Here is a 17,088-nt window from a genome sequence, read left to right as displayed (position 1 = left end):
GTATCAAGCTAAATACAATTTGAATAATGTCTATCGTTTGTTGCTTAACCTTTACCTGGTTCACATGCACGTTGGTCTTTATCTCTATCAAGATGAGGTCGATAGGCTGGATGACCTGCATTTACACCATTAGGATAAACTTTTCTTAGTTCCGTACAATTTGAAAATGACTGTTGTGTATTCGTTTCTGGTTCAGGTGAAGTCTTAGGTTGTGTAGGTTGTTGATTTTGTTTTGACTTATGATTGTCATTAAGGTTCATTTGTGGGTCGTCATCATTTGTATTAGTTTCTTCATTTGATGATTTCTCTTGAGGTGTAGATTGTGTACTGTCATGTTGATGAGATTCTGAATTTTCCTTTGTAACTGTTGTGTCTGTTTCTTGTTTATCTTTGTCAGTATTTTTATCGGATTGCGATTTATCTTCTTTCTTATTTTTGTCTTTGCTGCTTGTTTCTGTCTTTGACGATTTATTAGATGATGAATCGTCATTGTTACCTATAAGCATTGAACATGATGATATTAAGATAATTAATAAAATTAAAGAAATAAGGCAGCCACCACATCCTTTTAACATGCCACGTCTTTCAGAACTTTTATCAGTTTGGTTTTGAGTCTTGTTGTTTTCAGTATTCAATAGTTAATCTCCTCTATATTTATATGTTAATTTCATGAATTGCTGTAAAACCTGGGTGTTTTTAAGAGGGAGTTGCTAATATGTAAAACGCTTTCACTATATCACATAATCATATTTTACCAAATTAGTAGTGAGAATACTTTAATTTTTTTCAAAACTTTAAAATTAATTTTGGATTGCAGGAATGTTAATTTTAAAATTCTAAAATTGTATCATCATGCAAATTGACACATGCATGACAAAAATATTTAACAAAAACATAAATTAATTTTGATATAATATGTTGTATTTAAATTTAGAGGTGTTGTTTTTGAAGAAATATTTAAAACATAAGTGGATGAAAGTTTGTTTAATATTAGGTGTTGTAATCATATTAAGTAGCTGTGGCACGAATAATAAAATAGAAGGGCAACATTTTGATATACAACAACACAATAAGAATATAGGTAGTGTTTATTTTTCGCCAGATTATGCACAAGTTAAAGGTTTGGAAAAGGGTACTGCAAAGTATTTTATTAACAAAGTTGGAAGCAAACGTTATTTATTTATTGAATACATACCAAATGAAATTTTATCTTGTAAACCGGAATTTTGGGAAACGAAGAAATATAAAAAAGAAAAGAACACATATTATGTATATCTCATTGAAAATTTAGATGACGAGGTTTTTCATTTAAGTGCGTTACAGAATATTGATCAGAAATCTATTAATGATGTAGATGATTTGGCTTCAATTGCTAAATCACCACATCAAAATGATAGAATTACATTAAAAATTAAAAAATCATAAATGATATAAGTAGACAAAGTATTTTATGATATGAATCAGATAAGAAATAAATCATATCAGTGAAATCATTTGTCTGCTTTTTTACATTTTTAAACATAACGCCTGCTAGAATGTCATAAAATCGTTATAATTAAAATGTAGATGAATATGGGGGAATAGAGTATGGATTTTGGGTTATATAAACAAGCAAAACAAAATGGCCAACATATTGCAATTACTGATGGTCAAGTTTCCTACACCTATCGAGATTTATATCTTAAGGCGTATCATGTGGCTAACAAACTTAGAACTTATCAACAATCGCGTGTAGGACTATACATAGATAATTCGATTCAATCTGTCATTTTAATTCATGCATGTTGGTTAGCGAATATTGAAATTGCGATGATTAATACAAGATTGACGCCAAATGAGATGACGAATCAGATGAGGTCGATTGATGTGAAATTGATTTTTTGTACCTTGCCATTGAATTTGGAAGGATTTCAAATTGTATCGTTGGATGATATTGAATTCCCTGGAACGGATATTACAATGAACGGTTTGTTGGATAACACAATGGATATCCAAAATGATAGATCGAACGAAACAGTCATTCTGAAAGATTTGCCGTCCAACATATTAAATACATCATTTGAGCTTGATGCTATTGCATCAATCATGTTTACATCAGGGACAACTGGCCCTCAAAAAGCGGTGCCACAAACGTTTCGTAATCATTATGCCAGTGCAATCGGATGTAAAGAAAGTTTGGGATTTGATCATGACACAATATGGCTATCTGTATTGCCCATTTACCATATTTCAGGTCTCAGTGTACTGTTAAGAGCTGTTATTGAAGGATTTACGGTGCGCATTGTTGATAAATTCAATGCCGAACAAATTTTAAAAATGATTAAAAATGAATGCATAACGCACATTTCGCTTGTGCCACAAACATTGAACTGGCTTATCCAACAAGGTTTACATGAACCTTATGATTTACAAAAAATATTACTCGGCGGTGCTAAATTATCTGCCACTATGATAGAGACGGCATTACAATATAACCTGCCAATTTATAATTCATTTGGTATGACGGAGACATGTTCGCAATTTTTAACTGCGACACCACAAATGTTGCATGAACGTCCTGATACCGTTGGCATGCCAAGTGCCAATGTTGATGTAAAAATTAAAAATCCAAATAAAGAAGGTCATGGAGAATTATTAATTAAAGGTGACAATGTGATGAATGGATATTTGTATCCAACAGATTTAACAGATACGTTTGAAAATGGTTATTTTAATACAGGTGACATTGCAGAAATTGATCATGAAGGTTTTGTCATGATTTATGATCGTCGTAAAGATTTAATTATTAGTGGCGGTGAAAATATTTATCCATATCAAATTGAAACTGTAGCGAAACAATTTCCAGGTATCAGTGACGCAGTATGTGTAGGGCATCCTGATGATACATGGGGACAAGTGCCCAAATTATATTATATAAGTGAAAATGACATTGCTGAGTCACCATTGATTGCATATTTATCGCAGCATTTAGCGAAATATAAAGTTCCAAAATACTTTGAAAAGGTTGATACGTTGCCATATACATCGACTGGTAAATTACAAAGAAATAAGTTGAATAGAGGGTGATCTAGTGAAATTGACGGCTTTGCATTTTTATAAATTTAGTGAACCGTTTAAGTCGCAAATTGTAACGCCGAAAGTCACTTTAACGCATCGTGATTGTTTGTTTATTGAGATAATTGATGATAAAGGCTATTCATATTTCGGTGAATGTAATGCTTTTCCAACAGATTGGTATAATTTTGAAACGATTGATTCAGTAAAAGAAGCACTTCAACAATGGTTTATAGGTATTAAAAATAAATCATTCGAATCGTATGAAGCGGCACTTGAATTATTGGCACCTTTGGAAGATACACCTGCTGCAAGAGCAACTATAGTGATGGCATTGTATCAAATGTTTCACACATTACCTTCATTTTCAGTAGCATATGGAGCGACAGCGAGTGGCTTATCAAATAAACAACTAGCGGCCTTGAAAACAACAAAGCCTGCCAGAATTAAGTTAAAGTGGACGCCTCAAATCATGGATCAAATTAAAACGTTACGGGAATTAGACTTTCACTTTCAATTAGTTGTAGATGCAAATGAGTCATTGACCCGTCAAGATATGACAGAGTTAAAGTTATTAGCGCGTGAACAAGTTCTTTATATCGAAGAGCCATTTAAAGAAATTTCAATGCTTGATGATGTAGTGGATGGAACAATACCTCCAATAGCCCTTGATGAAAAGGCGACGTCACTGTCGTCCATTCTTAATTTGATAGAACTATATGATGTGGATGTTGTCGTATTAAAACCATTTCGACTTGGTGGCATTGATAGGGTGCAAACGGCAATGGATACTTTGAAAAAGTACGGTGTGAAGGTAGTGATTGGTGGCATGTACGAATATGGTTTGAGCCGTTATTTTACAGCGATGATTGCTCGCAAAGGTGATTATCCAGGAGATGTTACACCAGCAGGTTATTATTTTGAACAAGATGTAGTTGAACATTCAGGCATATTAAAAGAGGGACGACTCGAATTTCGTCCCCCTAGGGTAGATATTACTCAATTAAAACCATATTAATGATGATGTTTATGCGAATGTTTACTTGTTGACTTGTCTTTTTTTAAAGGAACAGGGTCAAAGCCACCTTTATGAAGCGGATGACATTTTAAAATACGACGGATGCCTAAATAAAGGCCTTTGAAAGCACCGTGGTATTGAATCGCTTCTCTAGTGTACTCTGAACATGTTGGATAAAAACGACAAGTTGGTGGAGTAAGTGGCGAAATGAAACGTTGATAAAAATGAATCATCGCCAAAAATATCTTTTTCATAATTAATGCCTCCAACAATAGTGATTAACTATTATATTAACATACAATGTAGGGATGTGATGCGCGTGAAGTTTAGGGATAAAGATAATCGTCAAGTTAATTTGACATTTAAAAAGGATAATGAGGTAGCAGATGGCAATCATGTGCTAGCTATTCCAACGTTTAAAAATCAATTGCTTTTTACCAAACATAATATTAGAGGAATTGAATTCCCTGGTGGTAAAAGGGAACACGGGGAAAGTAGTATTGAAGCTGTAACGCGGGAATTGTATGAAGAAACAGGGGCCAAAGTTAAAAATATTCATTACATCGCACAATATACCATTGATACACATGAGAAAACTGATTTTGTGAAAGATGTATATTTTATCGAAGTTGAATCATTGGTAAATAAGAATGATTATTTAGAAACAGCAGGGCCAGTGTTGTTTAAATGTATCAATGATATCGAACTTACTCATCAAAGTTTCTTGCTTCAAGATAGTACCATTTTAAAATGTGTGGAGAGGGTGCAATCACTTGGATTTTATCAAACGTAAACGAATGCCAATTGAATCTTTTACGCATCATTTTGAAGAAGTTACATATTTGTCAGATGATTTAAAAGTAAAAGCACTTATGATGACACCGTATCAAAATGTTAAAAGAATTGTAGTTTACTTGCGGGGTGGCAAAGGTCAAGTAGGACGTGTGCGCGCAGGTAGATTAATGCAATTTGCAGATGATAATACTCTAGTTATAGGACCTTATTATCGTGGCAACAATGGTAGTGAAGGTAGAGATGAATTTTATCGTGGGGATTTAAATGATGTGACACAATTATTAAGGTTGCTACATGGCAAATATCCACAAGCTTTTATTCATATGATTGGCTTTTCACGAGGCGGTTTACAAGGATTGCTAACGTTTCAAGATTTACCTGTAGATAGTTACATTATCTGGGGTGGAGTCTCAGATATTTATTTAATGTATGAAGAACGCGTTGATTTAAGAGGAATGCTTAGGAGAATGATTGGACACCCGAAAAAAGATAGAGCAGCATATGAAATGCGTCAGGCTATTCCAAATATAAATGAAAATAGTCCGCCAATTTTAATTGTACATGGAGGCAAAGATAAACAAGTTGGTATTCAACATGCGTATCATTTAGCGGAACAGCTTGAGTTAAAAGGTGTCATGCATGAAACATTTTATCAAATGACAGAAGGACATGTACCGAGACCGCCAGCCATGGTTGAAACATTGACTTATATTAAAAACTTTATGAGTAAAGTGGAGAAACTTAGGCACTTTGAAGTGTAAAGAGGCAATCTTTACTTACAATCGATATCTTGATAAGTGATTCGAGCTTTATGGGTTTTAAATATAGATGCTTTAAAATGAATTTATGAAAATGACTATAAATTTTACTATATAACATAAGAAGAGCCAACCATTGTTAAAATTTAACAGCGGTTGGCTCTGTGATTAGCATTCAATTTATTTGTTGAAGCTACCTTTTTCGGCAATATGTTCAACTTTCTTACCGAATTTTTCGAAATTCTTTTCAAAACGTTGAATTAAATCTTCTGCTTGTGCTTTATACTTCTCTTGATCGCTCCAAGCATTGATCGGATTTAAAATTGTTTTAGGAACATCTTCAATTTCAACAGGAATACTTAAACCAAAAGTACTATCTTTTGTATATTCAGCATTTTTTAATTTACCTGAAATAGCTTGATTTACCATTTGGCGTGTGTAATGTAAGCTGATTCTACGACCTACACCGTATTTTCCACCAGTCCATCCAGTATTAACAAGATAAACATCAACATCATGTAAATCGATAAGTTCACCTAGTAAGTCCGCATAAACAGTAGGGTGTAACGGGAAGAATGGTGCACCGAAACATGTTGAGAATGATGGTTCAGGTTCTGTGACACCACGTTCTGTACCAGCTAATTTAGAAGTGAAACCACTTAAGAAGTGATACATAGCTTGATCTTTATTTAATTTAGAAATTGGTGGAATCACACCAAATGCATCTGCAGTCAAGAAAATGATTGTATTTGGATGTGCTGCTTTTGATGGTACCACAATGTTATCTATATGATTTATTGGATAAGCCGCACGTGTATTTTCAGTATAGCGATTGTCTTCAAAGTCTACTGAACCGTCTTCAGCAACGACAGTATTCTCTAAAATCGCACCATATTTAATTGCGTCAAAGATCTGTGGTTCTTTTTCTTTGGAAAGATTGATTGCTTTTGCATAGCAGCCACCTTCAATATTAAATACGCCGTTTTTATTCCATCCGTGTTCATCATCACCGATTAGTTTGCGGTGTGGATCAGCTGATAATGTTGTTTTACCAGTGCCTGATAGACCGAAGAATAATGCTACATCGCCTTTTTCACCAACATTTGCTGAACAATGCATACTCATGATATCTTGCATCGGTAATAAGTAATTCATTACAGAGAAGATACCTTTTTTCATTTCGCCAGCATATTCAGTACCACCGATTAAAATTACTTTATGTTTAAATGAAATAATGACGAATGTTTCAGATCTAGTGCCATCTACTTCTGGATCTGCTTTAAAATGTGGGGCAGAAACGATAGTGAAGTTTGGTTTAATCTTCGTAGCTTCTTCTTTCGATTCAGGTCTGATAAACATATTTTTAGCGAATAAATTATGCCAAGCTAATTCGTTGATGACTGTAAGTTTTAACATTGTATCTTTATCGCTACCTGCGTAACCTTTGAAAACATATAATTCATCTTTTTTATCTAAATAGTCTAATACTTTATGGTATAACTTCAAGAAAGTTTCTTCATCGATAGGTTGATTGATATCTCCCCAATCAATGTTATCTCTATATGAAGGTTCTGAGACAAAAAATTTGTCTTTAGGCGAGCGACCAGTGTATTTACCAGTACTTGCATTAACAGCACCAAGTTCTGTTAATACGCCTTCTTTGTTATCTAAAATTTTATTATAAAGTTGTGTCGTCGAAAGCTGAAAATGTGACGTTGTTTTTTTCAATAATTTGTCAATTTTAGTTGTTTCAGTGTATGTGTCTACTGACATCCTAAATCCCTCCAAAGCGATAATTTAAATGTAAGCCTTTACATTTAATTAGTATAACACATTAACATAATTAATCTACAATATTTTACTGTAAATTTATTTATCAAAAATTGACATTAATTCATTATTTAGGTAGTATTAATTTTAACGGATTCTCTTATCCTGAGTGGTGGAGGGACATGGACCCAATGAAACCCAGCAACCTCTTTTTTATAAAAGAAAGGTGCCAAACCGTTTGCAGACAAATAGGTCTGAACGATAAGAGCGAATGGACGTATTAGGCCTTCTCTCTATATTCATAGTTAGAAGGTCTTTTTTATTTAGCTCACAGAAAGAGAATTTTCGTAATATAAATTTAAAGGAGCAAACTATGTTAAATAACAAACGATTATTTACTTCAGAGTCTGTTACAGAAGGACACCCAGATAAAATCGCTGACCAAGTGTCAGATGCAATATTAGATGCTATTTTAAAAGACGACCCAAATGCACGTGTAGCTTGTGAAACAACAGTTACAACAGGTATGGCATTAATCGCCGGCGAAATTTCTACAACAACATATGTTGATATTCCGAAAGTTGTTAGAGAAACAATTAAAGAAATTGGATACACAAGAGCAAAATATGGCTATGATTATGAAACGATGGCAATTTTAACTGCGATTGATGAACAATCACCTGACATTGCTCAAGGTGTGGATAAAGCGTTAGAATATCGTGACAAAGATAGTGAAGAAGAGATTGAAGCTACTGGTGCAGGTGACCAAGGTTTAATGTTTGGTTATGCAACAAACGAAACAGAAACGTATATGCCTTTAGCAATCTATCTATCACATCAACTAGCTAAACGTTTATCAGATGTGCGTAAAGATGGTACATTAAACTATTTACGTCCTGACGGTAAAGTTCAAGTTACTGTTGAATATGATGAAAATGATAACCCAGTACGTATTGATACGATTGTTGTTTCAACGCAACATGCTGAAGATGTGACACTAGAGCAAATTCAAGAAGACATTAAAGCACATGTCATTTATCCTACTGTTCCTGAAAACTTAATTAATGAACAAACTAAATTCTACATCAACCCTACAGGACGTTTTGTAATCGGTGGACCTCAAGGTGATGCTGGTTTAACAGGACGTAAAATTATTGTTGATACTTATGGAGGCTATGCACGTCATGGTGGCGGTTGCTTCAGTGGTAAGGATCCTACAAAAGTAGACCGTTCAGCTGCATATGCTGCACGTTATGTCGCTAAAAATATAGTAGCAGCAGGCTTAGCAGATCAATGTGAAGTTCAATTAGCATATGCCATTGGTGTTGCAGAACCAGTATCAATTGCAATTGATACATTTGGAACTGGAAAGGTTTCTGAAAGTCAACTTGTTGAAGCAGTAAGAAAGCACTTTGACTTAAGACCAGCTGGCATTATTAAAATGCTTGATTTGAAACAACCAATTTACAAACAAACTGCTGCTTATGGTCATTTTGGACGTACAGATGTATTATTCCCATGGGAAAAATTAGACAAAGTAGAAGAATTAAAAGACGCAGTTAAGTAATGATTCGAACTAAATAAGGCTAAATAAAAGATTTTCGGTATATAAATGATATTATGTATCGAAAATCTTTAGCTTTTCTATTATAATTAAAGTTATTCATATATTAAAAAGGAGCGTTGTTGTGATGGATTTATCTTCACCGGTAGTCATTGGACTCATTACTGCAGTAGTCATTGCATTAATCTTTTTTGTCCTTTTCTTAGTTGCCTTAGGTAGTAAGAAAAAAGTTAAGCGACAAACAGAAGAAAAGTATGAACAACAAGAACAAAACATTAAAAAGTCTCATGAAGAAGCTTTAGAGAAAGAGCGTATTCAAAATAAAAAGACAATTACAAAACAACAAGAAGATTATAATCACATGGTTAGTACAAAAGATCGTGAGATTGACGCATTAAAATTGTTCTCGAAAAATCATAGTGAATATGTAACGGACATGAGATTAATTGGTATTCGTGAAAGATTAGTTAAAGAAAAACGAATTCGACCAGAAGATATGCACATTATGGCAAATATCTTTTTACCAAAGGATGGCTTTAATAATATTGAACGTATTAGTCATTTAGTTTTAACTAGAACTGGACTTTATATAATTGATTCTCAATTGTTAAAAGGTCATGTTTATAATGGTATTAGTGGCGGTCAATTTAAAGATTTACCACCAATGGAACAAGTATTTGATACATTAGATTTAGATAAATCTAGACCGCAAACGATTGTGATGGATCAAAATGATGACAAACGTTCATTATCATTTGTAAATTATTCAGATCAAATTGAGGCGATTAAACAATTGGCTGAAGACTTACAAAAACAATTAGGTGCTAAATATACGCCGACTTCAATTTTATACTTTAATCCTAAAAATGAAGGTGACGTAACGATTTCAAATTATAATCAAAATAGCGCTGTAAAAGTACTTGTTGGTGCTGAACAATTAGATGAATTCTTTAACAAATTTGTATTCCATGGTCGTATTCAATACAATGTTGAAGACTTACAACAAATGATGGATAAAATCGAATCATTCAATTAAATGAAAAGCTGGAGTTATGACTTAATAGTTGTTACTTCAGCTTTTTTATTGTGTCATAAATTAAAAGAATTGAGTTTCACGCTCAACTAATTATTGTATTGTGCCATAAATTAAAAAGAATTGCTTTTGCATTTTGCGTAATATTTGATAAATAATACTAGAGTTTTATTGGTTAATCGACAAAAGTGTTTTTAAATGTATGCGTAAAGTTAGATTTGTTATGATAACAGGGTATAATACATTAAAAAAGTGAGGCGATATTAATGGAGGTTAAACGATTTTATAATGGGAACGAAATGCCACAAATTGGTTTAGGAACTTTTCGTGTTGAAAATGATGAAAATTGCATGAAAAGTGTTAAACATGCAATTGAGCAAGGATATCGTAGCATTGATACTGCAAAGGTGTATGGGAATGAAGAGCAAGTTGGGGCAGGTATTCGTGCTGGATTGGAATCGACTGGATTAAATAGGGAGGATTTATTCATTACTTCAAAATTATACTTTGAAGATTTTGGTAGAAACAATGTGGCCAATGCATACCACGCTAGTTTATCACGCCTTGGTTTATCATATTTAGATTTATATTTAGTACATTGGCCTGGTACAAATGAAGCAATCATGATTGATACATGGAAGGGCATGGAAGACCTATATAAAAATAATGAAGTAGGAAATATTGGTGTTAGCAATTTTGAGCCTGAACATTTGGAAGCATTGCTGGCACAAGTGTCAATTAAGCCGGTTATTAATCAAGTTGAATTTCATCCTTATTTAACACAACATAAATTAAAATTATACTTGGAAGCGCAACATATTGTGATGGAATCTTGGTCACCATTGATGAATGCACAAATATTAGAAGATAAAACAATTATAGAAATTGCTAAAGAAGTAGGGAAATCTGCGGCACAAGTAGTTATAAGATGGAACATACAGCATGGTGTAGTAACGATACCTAAATCTGTAACACCTGAAAGAATTACTGAAAACATAAATATATTCGATTTCAATTTAACAGATGAGCAAATGATGCGAATCGATGCCTTGAATCAAGATAGAAGAATTGGACCTGATCCAAAAACATTTGAAGGGTAATTGAATTATGAGTGACGAATAAAAACAAGTCTTTGAAGGATAGCGCGAAGTATTTCAAAGTGGTTTTAATTAAAGATAGGTTTCAATTGATCAGAGAAGTTAAACGAGGCAGGAGACCATGAAACAGCTTCATTTTTGCAATATGTTAATTTTGCTTTTCTTAGGTTTTATGGTGAAAATAAACCTCAAGAAGTTTGGTTTTTGTCTAAGGTTGTTCAACGTTAATTTATAAAGATTTGATTGATATATTAAATACCAATATAAATTTACTTAAAAATCCAACAATATATTATGATTGATTCAAAATTAAAAATGCTTTATTCAGTTTAGGATGTGAGATTACCATTTTACTGAATAAAGCATTATTTTTTAAATATGAAAACCGATATAACAGGCAATAAATCCTATAATGAATTGTAAAAGTGAATAATTGATAAAATGTGTTAACTTAAGCTTAGGAGTCATCATTAATGTAAGTTCTTTAGCTAATGTTGAAAATGTTGTAAGGCCACCTAAAAATCCTGTGACAAAAAGTGCAGATAACCACGTGTTTGAAATTGCCATTCCCATTATAAGTCCGATGAGAAAGCTACCTATGAGGTTTACAATAAGTGTTGGGATTGGCAACGATGATGTAAATTTAGCATTACAGTAATCTGTTAATGCACCTCTAACAACTGCACCAAAGCCACCACCAATCATTACTAATAATGTAGATATCATGATAGGGCACCTCCGATTTTCATACCGAAGTGACATAAAAAGATTCCTAGCACATAACTTGTTACGGCATATAATAGTAATATTATAAATTGCTGATGGTTAAACATATGTACTAATTCTATTTGAAATGTTGAAAAAGTCGTTAATGCACCTAAAAATCCTGTTGTAATTGCTTTCTTTAATGTTGGACGATTTTTAAAAAAAGAAATGGACAATGTAGTTAAAATTCCCATAACAAAGGCGCCTATTAAATTTGCTACAAAAGTACCAACAGGAAATGAACCAGATACATTTAGAAATGAAATTAAGTAACGTAAAAGTGCACCTATAGCACCACCTATAAAAATATATAAATATTGCAATTGAGTCACCTCGAATGAAAAAGTTTTGTCTTCAATCAAAAATGAGGTTTTGACAATGTTGCGATTATAAAAAATCACGTAATTGCCAAACCTCAATATAGTTATATCATGTTGTCTATGGAAATACAGAAATGATGTAAAGATTTTATGAAGCATTGGCATTTTTTTATGAGCCAATGGTATTTACTTTGATGTTAAATAAGAATCAAATAAATGTTTTAGTGATTTGACTTAAATTAAGCCAAATGTATGAACGATTGAAAATATATGAACTAAAATTACAATTAAAATAAGCCATGGCAAACTTTTACTGGCAATTCTGATCCAATCAGCATCAGGTTTTAATGCTTTTATTGAACGATCTGCAAATATTATCGCCAAAATAAGAATAATTGAATTAACAATGCTACAGAAGAATATTAATTTTATGAAAGAATTAAAAAGTCCACTTAGAAAAACATTATTTGTATTAAAGAAAAAGCTTAAAATAATCATTAAGCTCGATAAGTAAAAGTGTTTTTTTGAACGAGACATGCTTGACCTCCTGGATGATTATCATTAACATATCGTATCATAAACAACCGTAAAACAATAGTTTAATTACTATCTTGACACAATGTTGCAAAAGTAATTTATTCATTTTCTAGGCAAAACATTAGCTTAATATTATAAAAGCGTGATATAAATGTTTTATATAACAAAGAAATAAAAATCATTTTTGACAAATGGTTGTAAGAAAAAGACATGCAGATGTTGTAAAATTTTAATAAGAACCAAGGAGGCTATACTATATGGCTAAACTAAATGTTGAAGTATTTGCAGACGGTGCAGATATTGAAGAAATGAAAGCGGCTTATAAAAACAAACAAGTGGATGGTTTTACTACAAATCCAAGTTTAATGGCAAAAGCGGGTGTTACAGATTATAAAGCATTTGCTGAAGAAGCTGTAAAAGAAATTCCAGATGCATCTATTTCGTTCGAAGTGTTTGCAGATGATCTAGAAACGATGGAAAAAGAAGCAGCAATTTTAAAACAATATGGTGACAATGTTTTCGTTAAAATTCCAATTGTTAATACAAAAGGTGAGTCAACTATTCCATTAATTAAAAAACTTTCAGCTGACAATGTAAGATTAAATGTAACTGCGGTATATACTATCGAACAAGTTAAAGAAATTACAGAAGCAGTAACTGAAGGCGTACCAACATATGTTTCAGTATTTGCAGGAAGAATTGCTGATACAGGTGTAGATCCATTACCATTGATGAAAGAAGCGGTGGAAGTGACACACAGCAAAGAAGGCGTTAAGTTATTATGGGCAAGTTGCCGTGAATTATTCAATGTCATTCAAGCTGATGAAATTGGTGCAGATATTATTACATGTCCAGCAGATGTTGTTAAAAAAGTGAACACAAACTTAGGTCGCGACATTAATGAATTACCAGTTGATACAGTTAAAGGCTTTGCAAAAGATATTCAAAGTTCAGGACTTTCTATTTTATAATTTAAAATACATTTAAACCCTCATAGGCACTGTGCCTATGGGGGTTCTTAATTGATATGTAATTGGAGCCACACATAAATAGTTAAACAATAAATTAAGAAAACCACACACCTATTTAAGTCCGGCGTGTGGCTTTGTTGTATTTATATAATTCCAAAAAGTAAATGTCCAATAACAAATGAAAAGTTACCTATTTATTACATTGTTATAATTTTAGTGTCATGTTGCAATTTTCAAAATAAATAATGATTAATCATATAGTGAAGCTGAATGACTTTAATGCTAAATAGCTAAGAGGTTATTTATAAAATGTATTAAAATTGGTACCTCTAATCGTTTTGTTTTTAAGTAAGTATAGCCAAAAATTAAACCTGAATAAAAATAAGGAAGATAACCAATCAGTGTGTCAGATGCATGTATTAGTGCGAAGAATATGCTTGATACAATTAGTCCTAAGAAAAGATGGTTTCTAAATAAAACCCGTAAAATCAATCCACGACATATGATTTCTTCCGTGATTGGTGGAATTATTGCAATGCTGATTAGAGATAAGTGGAAAGGTATATCTTCAAACTCTTCATCTATCAACGTTTCATTTAATGTAGGTGGTGCGAACATAGCATATAAGCTATCCAACCCATACATTAGCAAATAGCCAAAAATAATATAAAGAATATGAGTGAATTTTAATTTTTTGAAAGATAACAGATTAATATTTAAAACTTTGAGAAGTACAACACCAAGCAATATGATGAATAACCCTATATACTCATGTTCAATACTGAAGTCTGTACCATAATTAATAACTAAAAAAATGAGTAACATCTTTAAAACTGCAATTAAATAATTATCCTTTGTTACAGATAAATCATCAACAAATACATTGTTGTTCCTCGAAAACATATTAACTCTCCTAATATAAAGATGGATGTTTAATTTTTTATAAAAATTAAGTTAATTATACAAGATTTATTATTGCTTTAAAAGCTTGTGTGTTATTAATTTGTATTGTATATAGTTTTATAGATAACATATTGAGATGCAATCAATGTGTATCATTTCAAATTATCATTTTAAACTGACATTACCCCCACAGTATAATGAATAAAGAGGAGAGATTATTTAGAAAGTGCATTAAGATAGCAACTTCTAATCGTCTTGTTTTTAAATATGCTAGTCCAAAAATTACTCCCGAATAAAGGTAAGGTAAGTATCCAATCCATGTTTCTGATTCATGTAATGATGCAAAAGCTAGACTAGACACAACTAAACCTAGTAATAAATGGTTTCTAAATATAACTCTTATTAAAATGCCGCGAAAAATAATTTCTTCTAAAAGAGCTGGAGTAACTGCGACAGTAAGAATTGAAAAGTATAATGGCATATTCTTTATTTCATTTTCCAATGTTTGTTGATTTTTAGGCGTTTCATGAAAGTATAAGTAAATGTTGTCTAAGCCAAAAAGTAAAAGGGTACCACCGATTATAAGGGCAATTTGTGGCAATGTTATTTTTTTAAGCGAAAATAGGTTTATTTTTAGTATTTTTAGAAGGAAGATACCGACCATTATTGTAAGTAAACCATATAGTAAATGTAATTCACAAATAACAATTGCGATGAGGAAATAAATCGCAATAAAAATTCCTTTTAGCAGTGTGAAAAAATAATTTCCTTGAGTAACTGATAAATCATCGTAAAAGAATTGATTGAATTTTTTAATCATAACTGATTTCTCCTTATTATTAAAAAATTAATTCAACTGGTATTTATAGTGATTACTACGTTCATTATATGAAAACTACACATGTATTTAAAGGTGCTTTAAATCTACATGTATAAATAGTAAATATAACATTCGATTTATAACTTTAAATGAACACAAAATGAAATTGTAAAATGAATTTTGTAGATTTGATGCATATATTTCTGTAAAATATATAAAATACAATGTTATTTGACTTTGCATTTTAAAATGAGGTCAAAAAATCAAAGGAGAGAAATCCTTAATTATGAGTAAAAAATTGTTTGATAAAAAAGTGAAAAAGCAATTATGGTTTTTAAATAAAAAGGAAAAGCTTGAATTAGATCAACATTTGGCATCAATCTCTGAATCTGACAATGTGAATTTTAATAAACCAATTACATTTGCTAATGCATATTTAAGACAATACATTTTCAAAGATAAAGAAGCGAAAAGTTATAGTATGTTTCTAATTTTAATTATGATGATTCTTGCATATGTTGCATTACTGGGCATTTTCTTGTTTGGATTAATTACTAGCCTATCAGGTGTACAATTTTTCGTTAATCCTAAGGTGGACTTAACTACAACAGTTGTGATATTAACAATTATTGGAGCGATTTTATTAATGTTTGTCAGTATATATTTAATTAAAATCGTAACATCATATTTCACTAAGAAATTACTAGAACTAAAATTTAATTCTAAATAGTATGTTCAATAAAATGTTTAAGTGCTAGACTTTCATGACATTTTTTCGAAATAAGTGAAATTGGCTCATCAACTTCTAACGTAATGCCTTTCTTAAAATGTATTAAAGTTGAATCATTTTTAGCAGTCATACCAATAATATAGTGTGCATTGATATAAATTTGTATCGGTGCACGCTTTTGTTTTATGGGGAAAAGTATCGTTTTGTGGTCAAGGTAAATAGGAATTAATTTGTTAATATTCAGTAGGTTTTTTGCGGTTTCAATTTGTAATTCTGGTGTTTTTAAATGAAGTTTCGCGTAATATGCGATTAATTTATTTACTGAAATAGGAAGATGATAATTATAATTTAGGAAAACACAATCTGTTTTAATATGATTCGAAGATGCAGTTTTGATATAAAGTAAATGTTTAGTAGAAATGACTTGCAAATAAATTACTCCTTTAAAGCTAATTAAAAATATGATGGCATTTACGCTTAACAGATGCCTTGATTAATTTAATTGTTGACTTTGATAATGACATAACTTTAGCAATTTCGTATTGCTTATATCCGTCAAGATATAGCTTTAGCCATTGTCGTTCTCTACAATTCAAAACCTTACATATGTCTTGAAAATATAATTCAAAGTTACTACAATATACAGGTTGTTCTAATAATATAGGTGAATTGTTTTCTAATAAAATGACATCGTTTAAACGATTTTGTTGGCGAAATAAGTCAATAAGATAAAAATTTAAGCGTAAGAATAAAAATGAAGATAAAGAATGGTTGGTTGAGGGTTTATATATTTGACTCAATTCCCACATTTTAATTAAAAGTAGTTGATAAAACTCATCATAATTATACTTAATGTTATATTTTTTTAAAAGATGGTGAATGATTTTGTGGTGCTTTTTAAATACATCATTAAATTCCAAAGTATATATCTCCATGCTATACGTATAGCGAAA

Annotated in this window: 20 protein-coding genes and 1 riboswitch; of the genes, 10 read left to right on the top strand and 10 right to left on the bottom strand. The window is 31.6% G+C overall.

Annotated elements, in window-relative coordinates; translation table 11 throughout:
• Positions 1-44 precede the first annotated feature (44 nt).
• Positions 45-635: an excalibur calcium-binding domain-containing protein gene (locus SAMSHR1132_RS08580; RefSeq protein ID WP_001091091.1), complete on the bottom strand. Its 591-nt coding sequence runs from the start codon at positions 633-635 to the stop codon at positions 45-47.
• Positions 636-945: 310 nt separating this feature from the next.
• Here SAMSHR1132_RS08580 and SAMSHR1132_RS08575 point away from each other — a divergent pair, with 310 nt between their 5' ends.
• From SAMSHR1132_RS08575 to menC, 3 genes are all read left to right on the top strand, one after another.
• On the top strand, positions 946-1,425 hold the full coding sequence (locus SAMSHR1132_RS08575; protein WP_000760365.1) for a DUF4909 domain-containing protein: 480 nt from the start codon (positions 946-948) through the stop codon (positions 1,423-1,425).
• A 162-nt stretch (positions 1,426-1,587) separates the two neighbouring features.
• On the top strand, positions 1,588-3,066 hold the full coding sequence (gene menE, locus SAMSHR1132_RS08570) for an o-succinylbenzoate--CoA ligase (RefSeq protein WP_000345481.1): 1,479 nt from the start codon (positions 1,588-1,590) through the stop codon (positions 3,064-3,066).
• Between the two features lie 4 nt (positions 3,067-3,070).
• On the top strand, positions 3,071-4,072 hold the full coding sequence (gene menC / locus SAMSHR1132_RS08565; protein WP_000778506.1) for an o-succinylbenzoate synthase: 1,002 nt from the start codon (positions 3,071-3,073) through the stop codon (positions 4,070-4,072).
• Here the strand turns inward: menC and yidD are convergent.
• On the bottom strand, positions 4,069-4,326 hold the full coding sequence (yidD, locus tag SAMSHR1132_RS08560; protein ID WP_000718109.1) for a membrane protein insertion efficiency factor YidD: 258 nt from the start codon (positions 4,324-4,326) through the stop codon (positions 4,069-4,071). The two genes, menC and yidD, sit on opposite strands and share 4 nt — an antisense overlap.
• Positions 4,327-4,391: 65 nt before the next feature.
• Here yidD and ytkD point away from each other — a divergent pair, with 65 nt between their 5' ends.
• On the top strand, positions 4,392-4,865 hold the full coding sequence (gene ytkD, locus SAMSHR1132_RS08555) for an RNA deprotection pyrophosphohydrolase (RefSeq protein ID WP_000672016.1): 474 nt from the start codon (positions 4,392-4,394) through the stop codon (positions 4,863-4,865).
• A 4-nt stretch (positions 4,866-4,869) separates the two neighbouring features.
• Positions 4,870-5,628 carry an alpha/beta hydrolase family protein gene (locus SAMSHR1132_RS08550; protein WP_096001346.1) on the top strand — a complete coding sequence of 253 codons (759 nt, stop codon included), beginning with the start codon at positions 4,870-4,872 and terminating at the stop codon, positions 5,626-5,628.
• Positions 5,629-5,805: 177 nt separating this feature from the next.
• Here SAMSHR1132_RS08550 and pckA read toward each other — a convergent pair whose 3' ends face one another.
• Positions 5,806-7,398 (bottom strand): phosphoenolpyruvate carboxykinase (ATP), encoded by a 1,593-nt coding sequence (gene pckA, locus SAMSHR1132_RS08545; protein WP_000109918.1) that lies wholly within the window; start codon positions 7,396-7,398, stop codon positions 5,806-5,808.
• Positions 7,399-7,552: 154 nt separating this feature from the next.
• Positions 7,553-7,663, top strand: a riboswitch (SAM riboswitch).
• Between the two features lie 105 nt (positions 7,664-7,768).
• On the opposite strand from pckA, the gene metK reads away from it, so the two are divergent.
• The 3 genes from metK to SAMSHR1132_RS08530 all read left to right on the top strand — a co-directional run bounded on the left by metK (position 7,769) and on the right by SAMSHR1132_RS08530 (position 11,092).
• Positions 7,769-8,962 carry a methionine adenosyltransferase gene (gene metK, locus SAMSHR1132_RS08540; protein ID WP_000933824.1) on the top strand — a complete coding sequence of 398 codons (1,194 nt, stop codon included), beginning with the start codon at positions 7,769-7,771 and terminating at the stop codon, positions 8,960-8,962.
• 124 nt (positions 8,963-9,086) lie between these two features.
• On the top strand, positions 9,087-9,995 hold the full coding sequence (locus tag SAMSHR1132_RS08535) for a nuclease-related domain-containing protein (protein WP_000366171.1): 909 nt from the start codon (positions 9,087-9,089) through the stop codon (positions 9,993-9,995).
• A gap of 263 nt (positions 9,996-10,258) precedes the next feature.
• Positions 10,259-11,092: an aldo/keto reductase gene (locus SAMSHR1132_RS08530; protein ID WP_000453249.1), complete on the top strand. Its 834-nt coding sequence runs from the start codon at positions 10,259-10,261 to the stop codon at positions 11,090-11,092.
• Positions 11,093-11,461: 369 nt separating this feature from the next.
• Here SAMSHR1132_RS08530 and SAMSHR1132_RS08525 read toward each other — a convergent pair whose 3' ends face one another.
• From SAMSHR1132_RS08525 to SAMSHR1132_RS08515, 3 genes are all read right to left on the bottom strand, one after another.
• Complete coding sequence (locus SAMSHR1132_RS08525) at positions 11,462-11,815, bottom strand: fluoride efflux transporter FluC (RefSeq protein WP_000626064.1); 354 nt, start codon at positions 11,813-11,815, stop codon at positions 11,462-11,464.
• Complete coding sequence (gene crcB, locus SAMSHR1132_RS08520) at positions 11,812-12,177, bottom strand: fluoride efflux transporter CrcB (protein ID WP_001199739.1); 366 nt, start codon at positions 12,175-12,177, stop codon at positions 11,812-11,814. Before crcB ends, SAMSHR1132_RS08525 begins: the two co-directional genes overlap by 4 nt.
• Positions 12,178-12,408: 231 nt before the next feature.
• Positions 12,409-12,711 carry a hypothetical protein gene (locus SAMSHR1132_RS08515; RefSeq protein WP_000091424.1) on the bottom strand — a complete coding sequence of 101 codons (303 nt, stop codon included), beginning with the start codon at positions 12,709-12,711 and terminating at the stop codon, positions 12,409-12,411.
• Between the two features lie 257 nt (positions 12,712-12,968).
• Here SAMSHR1132_RS08515 and SAMSHR1132_RS08510 point away from each other — a divergent pair, with 257 nt between their 5' ends.
• Positions 12,969-13,682, top strand: coding sequence for a transaldolase (locus SAMSHR1132_RS08510; RefSeq protein ID WP_001096490.1), 714 nt, complete (start codon positions 12,969-12,971; stop codon positions 13,680-13,682).
• 282 nt (positions 13,683-13,964) lie between these two features.
• Here the strand turns inward: SAMSHR1132_RS08510 and SAMSHR1132_RS08505 are convergent, their stop codons facing one another.
• Positions 13,965-14,585, bottom strand: coding sequence for a CPBP family intramembrane glutamic endopeptidase (locus SAMSHR1132_RS08505; protein WP_000492907.1), 621 nt, complete (start codon positions 14,583-14,585; stop codon positions 13,965-13,967).
• Positions 14,586-14,766: 181 nt separating this feature from the next.
• Positions 14,767-15,402, bottom strand: coding sequence for a CPBP family intramembrane glutamic endopeptidase (locus SAMSHR1132_RS08500; RefSeq protein ID WP_042355925.1), 636 nt, complete (start codon positions 15,400-15,402; stop codon positions 14,767-14,769).
• Between the two features lie 289 nt (positions 15,403-15,691).
• Between SAMSHR1132_RS08500 and SAMSHR1132_RS08495 the strand changes: the two genes are divergently transcribed.
• Positions 15,692-16,135 carry a hypothetical protein gene (locus tag SAMSHR1132_RS08495; protein ID WP_000038426.1) on the top strand — a complete coding sequence of 148 codons (444 nt, stop codon included), beginning with the start codon at positions 15,692-15,694 and terminating at the stop codon, positions 16,133-16,135.
• Here SAMSHR1132_RS08495 and SAMSHR1132_RS08490 read toward each other — a convergent pair.
• A complete protein-coding gene (locus tag SAMSHR1132_RS08490) occupies positions 16,128-16,565 on the bottom strand; it encodes a competence protein ComK (protein ID WP_001197220.1) in 438 nt (145 codons plus the stop codon). The genes SAMSHR1132_RS08495 and SAMSHR1132_RS08490 overlap by 8 nt on opposite strands.
• A 19-nt stretch (positions 16,566-16,584) precedes the next feature.
• Positions 16,585-17,055: a sigma-70 family RNA polymerase sigma factor gene (locus SAMSHR1132_RS08485; RefSeq protein ID WP_000395493.1), complete on the bottom strand. Its 471-nt coding sequence runs from the start codon at positions 17,053-17,055 to the stop codon at positions 16,585-16,587.
• Between the last annotated feature and the right edge of the window lie 33 nt (positions 17,056-17,088).

Source organism: Staphylococcus argenteus, assembly GCF_000236925.1.
Lineage (GTDB): Bacteria > Bacillota > Bacilli > Staphylococcales > Staphylococcaceae > Staphylococcus > Staphylococcus argenteus.
The sequence above is the reverse complement of the archived record's forward strand: the minus strand, read 5'-3'. Positions and strand labels throughout refer to the sequence as shown.

Coding starts and splice junctions, on each gene's coding strand:
- SAMSHR1132_RS08530 (WP_000453249.1), top strand. CDS start 10,259: ATGGAGGTTAAACGATTTTATAATGGGAACGAAATGCCACAAATTGGT.
- SAMSHR1132_RS08495 (WP_000038426.1), top strand. CDS start 15,692: ATGAGTAAAAAATTGTTTGATAAAAAAGTGAAAAAGCAATTATGGTTT.
- SAMSHR1132_RS08550 (WP_096001346.1), top strand. CDS start 4,870: ATGCCAATTGAATCTTTTACGCATCATTTTGAAGAAGTTACATATTTG.
- SAMSHR1132_RS08510 (WP_001096490.1), top strand. CDS start 12,969: ATGGCTAAACTAAATGTTGAAGTATTTGCAGACGGTGCAGATATTGAA.
- menE (WP_000345481.1), top strand. CDS start 1,588: ATGGATTTTGGGTTATATAAACAAGCAAAACAAAATGGCCAACATATT.
- SAMSHR1132_RS08515 (WP_000091424.1), bottom strand. CDS start 12,711: ATGTCTCGTTCAAAAAAACACTTTTACTTATCGAGCTTAATGATTATT.
- SAMSHR1132_RS08525 (WP_000626064.1), bottom strand. CDS start 11,815: ATGATATCTACATTATTAGTAATGATTGGTGGTGGCTTTGGTGCAGTT.
- SAMSHR1132_RS08505 (WP_000492907.1), bottom strand. CDS start 14,585: ATGTTTTCGAGGAACAACAATGTATTTGTTGATGATTTATCTGTAACA.
- pckA (WP_000109918.1), bottom strand. CDS start 7,398: ATGTCAGTAGACACATACACTGAAACAACTAAAATTGACAAATTATTG.
- yidD (WP_000718109.1), bottom strand. CDS start 4,326: ATGAAAAAGATATTTTTGGCGATGATTCATTTTTATCAACGTTTCATT.
- SAMSHR1132_RS08535 (WP_000366171.1), top strand. CDS start 9,087: ATGGATTTATCTTCACCGGTAGTCATTGGACTCATTACTGCAGTAGTC.
- metK (WP_000933824.1), top strand. CDS start 7,769: ATGTTAAATAACAAACGATTATTTACTTCAGAGTCTGTTACAGAAGGA.